The sequence below is a fragment of the Rhodococcus sp. no. 34 genome (assembly GCF_054589475.1).
Genome location: NZ_BAAILK010000028.1, coordinates 1 through 9,550 on the forward strand (window position 1 = coordinate 1; position 9,550 = coordinate 9,550).

Below are 9,550 nucleotides of genomic sequence, written 5' to 3' on the forward strand. Positions count from 1 at the left end.
GCGTCATGTTCTTCGGCGGATGCTGACAAAACGACGCCACCTGCCGCGCTTTCAACGCATCCACATCGCCGCGGTGAAACGCATCCGCGACAACAGGTTCGAGCATCAACAACCGCGCCAACCCGACCAACAGACTGCACTCACCGATCTCCAAATTCGTCGAACCATGCAACCACTGCGCGATCGCCCGAAAACCCTTCCCGCCAAGAACGTCCCGGGAAAACATCTCCACGATCAGCAACACCATCCGCGACTGCAACTCGTGCCGGACGCGCACCAGATCCAGAACCTCACCCTTGAGGTCCTCGCCATCCAGCTGCCACGCATCCCGACTGTCCATACCGAAAGTTTAATCGAACATACTTTCGATAACCAGAGACAAAACGGACGACTTCGAAGAGAAGTAGACTCGAGACCTACTGAAATACATGGCCTTTCAGGACACTGACGACAATCGTCCTACCCGAGTCGCTCGCCGATCTCTCGATCGCCGACACGATCGTTCACACCGGCATCACCGTTCACTGCCGTCGAACCTGTAGCGAAGTGGCCAAAGGCTCCGGTCGGGCGGACACGTTCCTCGGCGGCCGGAGTTGCCGCAACTCCGCCACCGATAAAGGGCCGGACAAGATCCAGCGGCAAGGGGAAGACAACGGTGGAGTTGTTCTCACTACCGATCTCGTGAAGCGTCTGTAGATAACGCAACTGCAGGGTGGTCGGATTGCGGCTGATCACCTCGGCCGCCTCGGCGAGCTTGGCCGAAGCCTGAAACTCGGCGTCGGCGTTGATGATCTTGGCTCGCCGCTCTCGTTCGGCCTCTGCTTGCCTGGCGATGGCGCGCTGCATGTTGGCTGGAATCTCGACGTCCTTGATCTCGACGGTCGTGACCTTGACGCCCCACGGTTCGGTCTGCTGGTCGATGACTTTCTGCAAGTCCTCGTTGAGGCGTTCACGTTCGGAGAGCAGCGAGTCCAACTCAGCTTTACCGAGAATGGAGCGCAGTGTGGTCTGGGCGATCTGTGAGGTGGCGGCCAGAAAATCCTCGACCTCGACTATCGAACGGTCAGCGTCGACGACCCGAAAGTACGTGACGGCGGTGACCTTCACGGGGACGTTGTCGCGAGTGATCACTTCTTGGACCGGTATCTTCAGCGTGACGGTTCGCAGACTGACCCGCTCCATGCGATCGATCGCCGGCACCAGAATCACCAGACCAGGACCCTTCAAGGTGATCAGTCGACCGAGGCGGAACACCACCGCGCGCTCGTACTCGCGCAGAACTCTCACCGACATGCCCACAAGGACTGCAATCAGCACGACAAACACGGACAACACGACAAGCACGGTGGTCATAGCGGCAGCTCCCACGGTTCACGACGGCGCACTTTCAGAGTCAGGCCTCGAACCTGCTCTACGACGACGGATTCGCCCACGGCGGGCACAGAATCGTCGTACCCGAATTCCATTCGAGCACGCCATAATCCGCCGTCGAGCTCGACCTGACCCTGCGCACCGGTCCAACTGCGAACGGTCGCGTCCGAGCCGACGAGAGATTCCGTCCCCGTACGGACGGGAGCGCGGCGCGCGGTAAGCGCTTTTCGACTCGCTACCGCCACCACGCCCAGGCCGACTACCGCGACCCCCGCCGTCACCGGGATCGCGATCGATTGCCCGATACCGTCGGACGTGAAGAGCATCCACACGCCGGCACCGATCATGAGTGCTCCAAGCGCACCGAGCACCCCCGCGGTTGGGGCATGCGCCTCGACCACGATCAACAGGACGCCCAGCAACAGGGCAACGACACCGATCGTCGTCATCACTCGTCTCCACGCTCGCGAGGACGCGGTCACGTCGCGTAGCCATTGTGCGATCGCGCCCTCGACTTCAACGGTAATCACGTTCGGCCGGATCTGCCACAAGCGCTTTCACATCACGTCAGAGAAGGACCTCACCGATCTGTCGTGCAGTCACCTTGGCAAGGTCGGCGAGAAACGGAATCCGTTCGTCGATCATCAGCTCGACCGGACCACGAAGCCCGAGAGCGTAACGCACAGTGCCGGATCCATCGATGATCGGAATTCCGATCGTTCGGAAATCCGGGGTCAACTCCTCGTCGTTGAATCCGTATCCTCGCTCACGAGTCAGTTCCAGTTCCCGGCGGATACCGGCGACATCGGTGATCGCACGCTGAGTGGTCGCTTCACGTGGCAGCGCAGCAAGTTCGGAGTCGTCGACATCGGACCAGGCCAGAAAGGCTTTCCCCAGTGCGCTCGCATGCAAGGGAAGGCGGACACCCTGCAGCACGTGCCCGTCGGCCTCGCGCCACCGACTGAATCCGAGCAACACCACCTCACTTCCGCTTCGCACTGCCAGGGAGGCGGATGCTCCTGTCGTCGCGGCCAATTGCTCCAAATAGGGCTCGGACAGATAGATCCGATGCTGCCGGTAGGAGACCTGTCCGTAAGCCGCCAGCGCCGCGCCGATGCGATACCGACTGGTTGCGTCGTCTTTCTCGAGGAACCCCGCGTCGACGAGCGACTGCAGCAATCGATGCGTGGTGCTGACCGCAAGCTCTTGTCGCCGCGCAACTTCCGAGACTCCCAGTTCTTCGCCACTGCGAAAACATGTGAGCATGGTCAGGGCACGGGTTACCGTCTGAACTCCCGCGCCGCGTGCGTCCGTCACGAACGATCCTTTCGCTGTGGCCTGATCGACCTGAGAATCGGACGCTAACACGGACCCAGCAGTCCAGCCATCCTTTCCATCAGATGGAAAGGAACCGAACGTGGACCTCCAAAAGCCCAGATGAACAGACTTCCGATGTTGTCAAGATTTCCAATCTCCAGAAAACAAACGGGGGTAAAACGGACAGGCACCCAATAGCGTCATCGTCGTCAGTTCTGACGATTCAACGCCTGAAGGAGCCACATACATGTCCCGCTTCCGCCGACTGCCACGAGCTGCCGCTGCGCTCGCCATGATCCCGCTGGCCGGGTTGGCGGTGGCGTGTGGGTCTTCCGATTCCGACAGCGCCGCAGGCAATTCCAGCGCAGACTTCACGCTCAAGGTCTTCGATCCCGGAAACTCCGGTGCCATCGCCGTCGGCAAGCGTGACGGAACCTACGACGAGGCTCTGGCACCGCTGGGCGCAAAGATCGAATGGGTCAAGACCACACCGGGATTCAGCTCCAACCTCAAACTCTTCAACAGCGGTGAACTCGACATCCAAACCGGCGCATACAGTCCCGTCGTCGGCGCACTGTCCAAGGACGTGGGTGTCCGCATCTTCGCCACGTCCGACCCGTACAACAAGGACCAGGCCGGCATCATCGCCACTCCGGAGTCCGGCATCAAGACCGTCGCAGATCTGGCCGGCAAGCGCATTGCCGTCAACCCTGCAGGCAAGGGCGAGTACATCACGCTCAAGGCTCTGACACAGGCCGGAGTGCCGATCGATTCCGTCGAACGTGTTCCGCTGCAACAGGCTGACGCGGCGTCGGCGTTCTCCACCGGGCAGGTCGACGCGTGGGCATCGTTCTTGATTCCGTACCAGGAGGCCAAGGCCAAGGGCGCGGTCGAGATCGCAACCGAGGCGAGCATCGACTCCGTGGACAGCACCATCATCGCCGGCCGCACCGTAGTACTCGAAGAGCATCCCGAAGTGGTCCAGAAGTTCCTCGAGGTCACCCAGGAACTCACCGCGAAGCAGCAGGCCGACCCGGCAGCATTCGAGAACGTCTTCGAACAGACCGGTCCGCGCGCACTCTCCGGACAGCGACTCGACGACGCGATCACCCTGGGCGGCCAGATCACCAACTTCCGCTACCCGACTGCAGCCGACGCTACCGACCTCGAATCGATCTCCACGTTGTTCGCCGACAACAAGGTGATCCAGCAGCCGATCAAGGGCAGTGACGTGATCTTCGACCTCCAGGGTGCTGTGGCAGGTTCGGCAGCGGCAGCACCCACCACTGAGGGGAAGTGACCCGATGGTGACGCTGACCCGGCCCTCACGAACTGCGTCGCCGTCAGTGGAGCATCCGCAACTCGAAACGCCCCGCTACCGCCGCACTCGCAGCAGGCCCAAGTGGGTCTCGATCCCACTCCGCTTCCTCGTGCCCGCGCTGCTGGTTGCCGGATGGTGGATCGGATCCGCTACCGGACTGATCCGCGAAGAGATCCTGGCCGGACCTCCGGCGGTGTGGACGGCATTCGCCGAGCTGTACCAGTCGGGTCAGTTGGTCGACTTCGGTCTCGCTTCGCTTCAACGTGCTGCACTCGGTGTTTCGGTCGGTGTGATCGTCGGATTGGTGCTCGGGGTTCTGTCCGGTCTCTCCTCGCTCGGCGAAGAACTGATCGACTCGACCATGCAGATCAACCGCGCGGTTCCGTTCCTCGCGCTCGTTCCGTTGTTCATCGCCTGGTTCGGTATCGACGAAACCTTCAAGGTAGTCCTGATCGCCGTCGCGACCGTCGCCCCCATGTACGCGTACACCTACCTCGGTGTGCGCGGGGTCGATCGCAAGATGGTGGAAGCGGCACAGGGTTTCGGACTGACAGGTTGGCGACTGGTGTTCGGAGCGATTCTTCCGACCGCCCTCCCCGGCGTTCTGATGGGGCTTCGAATCTGCCTGTCGCTCAGCATCACCGGATTGATCGCCGCCGAGCAGGTCGGCACACGTGAGGGCATCGGATACCTCGTCACCCTGGCGCAGGAATACAACCGTACCGACTACATGGTTCTGTGCATCGTCATGTACGCGGCGCTGGGTCTCATCTTCGACGCCGTGGTCAGGCTGATCGAGCGGTACTCCATGCCGTGGCGGAGATTGTCGGTGGCGCGATGACGAACACGACCATCGGCTCGCTGCCATCCACCGAAGCACCTCTGCCGCCGTTGGCAGCCCGTGAGCGGACCGGCACCACCGCGGCCGAGCGACGTGCCGGATCACCGGTAGCGGTCTCGCTCACCGGAGTGCGTAAGTCGTTCGGTGACAAGACTGTTCTAGGTGGTATCGACCTCGAGATCACGCGCGGCGAGTTCGTCGTTCTCCTCGGCCCCAGCGGTACCGGCAAGACGACCCTGCTGCGAGTGCTTTCCGGTTTGGAAGCACCGGACAGCGGTGATGTGCTGGTCCCACGCGACCGCACGGTCGTCTACCAGGAACCGCGATTGATACCGTCGAAGCGAGTTCTGGCCAATGTCACAGTCGGACAGAAGCGGTCACGTCAGGTCACCGACAATGCACGCAACGCACTCGCCGAGGTAAACCTCGCGGACAAGCACCGCGCCTGGCCGGCCACCCTCTCCGGCGGCGAGGCCCAACGCGTCGCATTGGCGCGCGCTCTCGTCCGTGAACCTGAACTGCTGCTACTCGACGAACCGTTCGCAGCCCTCGACGCTCTGACACGGCTCCAAATGCAAGACCTGGTAGGCGATCTGGTCGCCCGCCACCGTCCGGCAGTACTGCTCGTCACGCACGACGTCGACGAAGCCGTACGACTTGCCGACCGTGTGCTCATCCTCGACAAGGGCGGGTTTGCCGTGGATGTCGACATCGACCTGCCACGCCCCCGCGATCGGAACGATCCCGAATCTCTGCGCTACCGAGCGAGTTTCCTGAAGGAACTCGGCGTCGGTCGCACCTTCCCCGACGGACAGGACAGTCATGACATTGATCGCTGATTCCGCAATCGACACACTCTGGTACACCCGCTGCCCCGTTCCCACCGCCAGCGGCCTCGCCAACAGTCTCGGTTGGCTCGACCGGACGGCAAACGAATCCGGAGTGCGTTTCGGCGTACTGCAAGATGCCGGACCGGAATTGGCAGTGCGCCATTTCGATCACCACCTCTCCGGACTCATTCGCGAAGGCGGCAACGTCCCCGCACTGGCCGCGCGTGCCAGTGGTTCTCCGACGAGGCTCATCGGGCTCACCTGGATCGACGAGGCCCAGGCAATCCTGGTGCGCGGAGACTCCGACATCCGAGAAGCCGGTCTTCTGGCAGGCGCTCGGATCGGCATCCCGGCCTGGGCGGCAGATCAGGCCAGGAGCTTCCCCCGTGCCATGGCCCTGCACGGCTTCGCCTCCGCACTTCGACTCGGCGAGTTGAGTTTTGCCGACGTCACTCTCGTCGAGGTTGCGAAGACGGCGGCCCCCGAGGTCCGCACCGCCTCGTCCACCCGCAACACGACGTGGGGCGTCGAATCCCTGCTACGCGGCGACGTCGACGCAATCTACGTCAAGGGCGCCCGAGCCCAGGAAGTTGCCCGCGAACACGGTCTCGCCGTTGCCGTCGATCTCGATTCCACTGCTTCCCTGCGTGATCGCGTCAACAACGGCACCCCACGACCGATCACGGTTCACGCCGATCTACTCGAACAGCGCCCGGACATCGTCGTGGGTTTCCTTGCCGAGAGCCTGAGAGCGGCGGACTGGGCCGCAGCCAACATCGACGAGGTCCGAGCCGTTCTGCAAACCGAAACACAGTCGGGGCCCGAAGGTGTGGTGGCAGCATACGGCGAGAACTTCCACACCGGACTGCATCTGAGCCTGTCTGACGAGCGTGTGGACCTGCTCGGGGTGCAGAAGCAATTCCTGTATGCGCACGGCTTCCTTGCCGCCGACTTCGACCTGCAGTCCTGGGTGGCGCACGAACCACTGGAACAGGCACGCAACCTTGTTGCGCAGAAGGGCACAGCAGAATGACGGACGTCTACTGGGAGCTGCCCTCGCGCGGTGACGGACGCCGAGCAGTGGCCGCGCTGAACAGTCGCGGCGGCTTCGGGCCACAGCGACCGACTACCGTCGCGACCGATGTTCGTCCCGGAAACTTCGGGCCCTTCGACGAATTGGCACAGATCGTTCTCGCCGCCGAACTGTCGGGCGTCGACGGCGTTGTCGCACCGTACGATCCGAATGGCGAAGAATCCTGGATCGTTGCTGCCGCCGCCCTACGTCAGACGCGTCATTCGCGAGTGGTCGTGGAGTTTCACCCCACTTTCGGCACCCCCGTCTACGCCGCCAAAATGTCGGCGACACTTCAGCGCCTGTCAGCAGGTCGTCTCGAATGGCGAGTGAAGGTAGAGACGGACCCCGAAGACGCCGCTGCTCGCGGCGACGTGGTTCGAGGAGACGACCGCTACGCGCGCGCCGCGGAGTTCCTGACCGTCGCCCGTGGCGTATGGAACGAGGAGCAAATTCTCCCTGGCGGATTCGGCGGCACGGGTTACGACTTCGACGGCGAATACTACGACGTACTCGGCGGCGGATTCCGAGGCATCTTGTCGGGACTCCGTTTTCCCCGAGTACATCTGACCGGAGACTCACCGGAAGCTCTGGAACTCTCGGCCCACCATGCCGATGTCCATCAGTTCACCCTTGCCGGCGGCGAGTTGTCGACACGGATCACCACCCTCGACGACCGAGCATCCGAACTCGGCAGGACCGTCGAGAAGGTCCTGCGCATCCCGATCATCGCGAGGGAAACAGCGGACGAAGCCTGGGCTCGCGTCGAACGGCAACTGAGAGAAGCCGATTCCGCTGCACTCGAGATCGATCGGGGCGGCATCCTGTGGTCCGGATTCGACCGCATCGGCTACGAGCACAGTATCGGCCTCGTCGGAAGCTACGAGGAGGTGGCGCAGCGATTGTCGTCGTATCGCGATATCGGCGTGGACGGTTTCGTCTTGTCCGGTCGGCCACACATCGAAGAGCTGCACCGGGCGGGCGAGCATCTCCTGCACCTGGTCGATCCCGAGGGTCGGATTCGCAAGGAAGAGAAGGCCACCACAGAAGAGAAGGCCACCGCATGAGCATCGATTTCTATTGGCGGATCGGGATGGAAGGCGACCACGCGTCGCTGCGTACTCCGCGTCGCTACAACCGCGGCGATGCCGGTGGATACGGGCCGGGCAACATTGCTCCCGCGATCCGCGGCGGCGAATTGGACGGATACAGCTACATCGACCACATGGCAGCGGTGGCAAAGGCTTCCGAGTCCGCAGGGTTCCTCGGTGGACTTCTGCCGTCTTTCCCGATGACCGAGGATCCGTGGGCGACCGCAGCAGCGTTGGCCGCCGAGACCACCACCTACCGTTTCATGGTTGCGTTCCAACCGGGGTTCCTTCACCCGGTACAGGCAGCGCGGATGTCGGCCAGTCTGCAGCGAGCAACCGGCGGACGTCTGGTTTACAACATCATCAGTGGTGGAGGCGGAGCGCCTCAGCTGTGGTGGGGCGACAAAGTCGACCACGACGATCGCTACACCAGGACGTCCGAGTTCCTCGATGTCCTCAAAGGTGTGTGGGCCGGTGAACCTTTCGACTTCGGCGGTCGCTTCTTCCAAACCCACGGCGCTGCACTGCCACCCGGACTTGCCGGCCAACCGTTTCCCGAGGTGTACTTCTCCGGATCTTCGGCCGCAGCCGTCGCCGCCGCCGGACTGCACTCCGATTACTACCTTTCCTGGCTGGAACCGTACGCCGATCTGAGAGCCAAGATCGACGGCGTGCGGGAGAACTCGGCCAAGCTGGGACGCACCCCGAAGTTCGCCGTACGCATCGACGTCGTTGCCCGGCACACCGAGGAAGCCGCGTGGGCCGAGATCGAGAAAGGCTGGGCCTTCGTCGACAAGGGGGCCGCCGACCGTGCAGCCCAGGGCGATTCGGTGGGCGCCGCCCGCATCAAAGGCTGGGTACCCGAACACATCACCGGCTACCGAGATCTGGAAGTGCAACCCAACGTGTGGTGCGGCTTCAGCCTCATCCGCGGCGGACCGGCGTTCGGGCTGGTCGGCAGCTACGAGCAGGTCGCCGAAAGACTCGACGAGCTGCGCGAACTGGGCGTCGACGCCTTCATCCTCGCCGGTAACCCGCATCTCGAAGAGGCATACCGCGTCGGCGAAGAAGTTCTTCCCCTCCTGCAGCGCACCCCGATCACACCTTCTGGACTGGAGACTCGATGACCACCACCGAAACTCGACTCGACGCCGATACCACAGCATTCGTCGAAGAGGCGCGTAAAGCAGCGGACAAGGCATTCGACGTCTTCCGCAAGACCGGAACGGTTGCAGCCAACGGGACCGTCAACTTCGTCGAACGCGTGCCCGGCACCGAAATCGCAGTTGCACTGAACGATCCGGGACCGTGGGCGGATGACCCGTCGGTGTCACCGGTTGTCGCCACCTTCGATGGAGAGGTGCTGTCCGGCAACGGATCGGCCGGTTTTGTCACCGGCTACGCGTCGGTCTTCCGTCAGCATCCGGAAATCACCAGCGTTGTCCACATCCACACACCGTGGCTCGGCGGTTGGGCACAGACACATCGGACGCTACCCATCCGCTATGCGGCTTCGCAGAGGCTGACGCTCTCCCGAGAGATTCCGCCGCACATCGATCGGTCCCGTTCTGCAGGCGATTTCATTCTCGAGCGTCTCGAACACGATCCCGATCTGGTGGCGATCTTCGAAGCCAACGGCGGGGTCAACGTCATCGGCCGCAGCGGGTTGCTCGACCTCGCGAAGTTCGTCGTCCTCCTCGAGGAAGG

At 62.8% G+C, this 9,550-nt stretch carries 10 protein-coding genes and 1 pseudogene; 7 read left to right on the top strand and 4 right to left on the bottom strand.

Annotation, left to right across the window (positions count from 1 at the left end):
* The 4 genes and pseudogenes from ACYP01_RS12535 to ACYP01_RS12550 form a co-directional block, all read right to left on the bottom strand.
* Positions 1-340 (bottom strand): annotated as a pseudogene (locus ACYP01_RS12535) (HNH endonuclease signature motif containing protein); the annotation flags it as partial.
* Positions 341-459: 119 nt separating this feature from the next.
* Positions 460-1,353, bottom strand: coding sequence for a slipin family protein (locus tag ACYP01_RS12540; RefSeq protein WP_459680290.1), 894 nt, complete (start codon positions 1,351-1,353; stop codon positions 460-462).
* Positions 1,350-1,820, bottom strand: a complete 471-nt coding sequence (locus ACYP01_RS12545; RefSeq protein WP_459680292.1) for an NfeD family protein — start codon at positions 1,818-1,820, stop codon at positions 1,350-1,352. The genes ACYP01_RS12540 and ACYP01_RS12545 overlap by 4 nt, the downstream gene beginning before the upstream one ends.
* Before the next feature lie 118 nt (positions 1,821-1,938).
* Positions 1,939-2,688, bottom strand: coding sequence for an IclR family transcriptional regulator (locus ACYP01_RS12550; RefSeq protein ID WP_030537941.1), 750 nt, complete (start codon positions 2,686-2,688; stop codon positions 1,939-1,941).
* A 247-nt stretch (positions 2,689-2,935) separates the two neighbouring features.
* On the opposite strand from ACYP01_RS12550, the gene ACYP01_RS12555 reads away from it, so the two are divergent.
* From ACYP01_RS12555 to ACYP01_RS12585, 7 genes are all read left to right on the top strand, one after another.
* Positions 2,936-3,988, top strand: a complete 1,053-nt coding sequence (locus ACYP01_RS12555; RefSeq protein WP_050656908.1) for an NrtA/SsuA/CpmA family ABC transporter substrate-binding protein — start codon at positions 2,936-2,938, stop codon at positions 3,986-3,988.
* 4 nt (positions 3,989-3,992) lie between these two features.
* On the top strand, positions 3,993-4,850 hold the full coding sequence (locus ACYP01_RS12560) for an ABC transporter permease (protein WP_459680295.1): 858 nt from the start codon (positions 3,993-3,995) through the stop codon (positions 4,848-4,850).
* Entirely contained in the window at positions 4,847-5,689 is an 843-nt protein-coding gene (locus tag ACYP01_RS12565; RefSeq protein WP_030537943.1) for an ABC transporter ATP-binding protein, read from the top strand. Before ACYP01_RS12560 ends, ACYP01_RS12565 begins: the two co-directional genes overlap by 4 nt.
* The gene (locus ACYP01_RS12570) at positions 5,673-6,713 is read left to right on the top strand and encodes an ABC transporter substrate-binding protein (protein WP_459680298.1); all 1,041 of its coding nucleotides are present in this window, start codon (positions 5,673-5,675) and stop codon (positions 6,711-6,713) included. Before ACYP01_RS12565 ends, ACYP01_RS12570 begins: the two co-directional genes overlap by 17 nt.
* A complete protein-coding gene (locus tag ACYP01_RS12575; RefSeq protein WP_459680300.1) occupies positions 6,710-7,819 on the top strand; it encodes an LLM class flavin-dependent oxidoreductase in 1,110 nt (369 codons plus the stop codon). The genes ACYP01_RS12570 and ACYP01_RS12575 overlap by 4 nt, the downstream gene beginning before the upstream one ends.
* The gene (locus ACYP01_RS12580) at positions 7,816-8,970 is read left to right on the top strand and encodes an LLM class flavin-dependent oxidoreductase (protein WP_459680302.1); all 1,155 of its coding nucleotides are present in this window, start codon (positions 7,816-7,818) and stop codon (positions 8,968-8,970) included. The genes ACYP01_RS12575 and ACYP01_RS12580 overlap by 4 nt, the downstream gene beginning before the upstream one ends.
* A partial coding sequence (locus tag ACYP01_RS12585; RefSeq protein ID WP_459680304.1) for a class II aldolase/adducin family protein occupies positions 8,967-9,550 on the top strand: 584 nt, incomplete at its 3' end. The genes ACYP01_RS12580 and ACYP01_RS12585, both read left to right, overlap by 4 nt.

Excerpts from the sequence above, each read along its gene's own strand:
- ACYP01_RS12540 (WP_459680290.1), bottom strand. The coding sequence starts at position 1,353 with ATGACCACCGTGCTTGTCGTGTTGTCCGTGTTTGTCGTGCTGATTGCA.
- ACYP01_RS12545 (WP_459680292.1), bottom strand. The coding sequence starts at position 1,820 with ATGACGACGATCGGTGTCGTTGCCCTGTTGCTGGGCGTCCTGTTGATC.
- ACYP01_RS12555 (WP_050656908.1), top strand. The coding sequence starts at position 2,936 with ATGTCCCGCTTCCGCCGACTGCCACGAGCTGCCGCTGCGCTCGCCATG.
- ACYP01_RS12560 (WP_459680295.1), top strand. The coding sequence starts at position 3,993 with ATGGTGACGCTGACCCGGCCCTCACGAACTGCGTCGCCGTCAGTGGAG.
- ACYP01_RS12565 (WP_030537943.1), top strand. The coding sequence starts at position 4,847 with ATGACGAACACGACCATCGGCTCGCTGCCATCCACCGAAGCACCTCTG.
- ACYP01_RS12570 (WP_459680298.1), top strand. The coding sequence starts at position 5,673 with ATGACATTGATCGCTGATTCCGCAATCGACACACTCTGGTACACCCGC.
- ACYP01_RS12575 (WP_459680300.1), top strand. The coding sequence starts at position 6,710 with ATGACGGACGTCTACTGGGAGCTGCCCTCGCGCGGTGACGGACGCCGA.
- ACYP01_RS12580 (WP_459680302.1), top strand. The coding sequence starts at position 7,816 with ATGAGCATCGATTTCTATTGGCGGATCGGGATGGAAGGCGACCACGCG.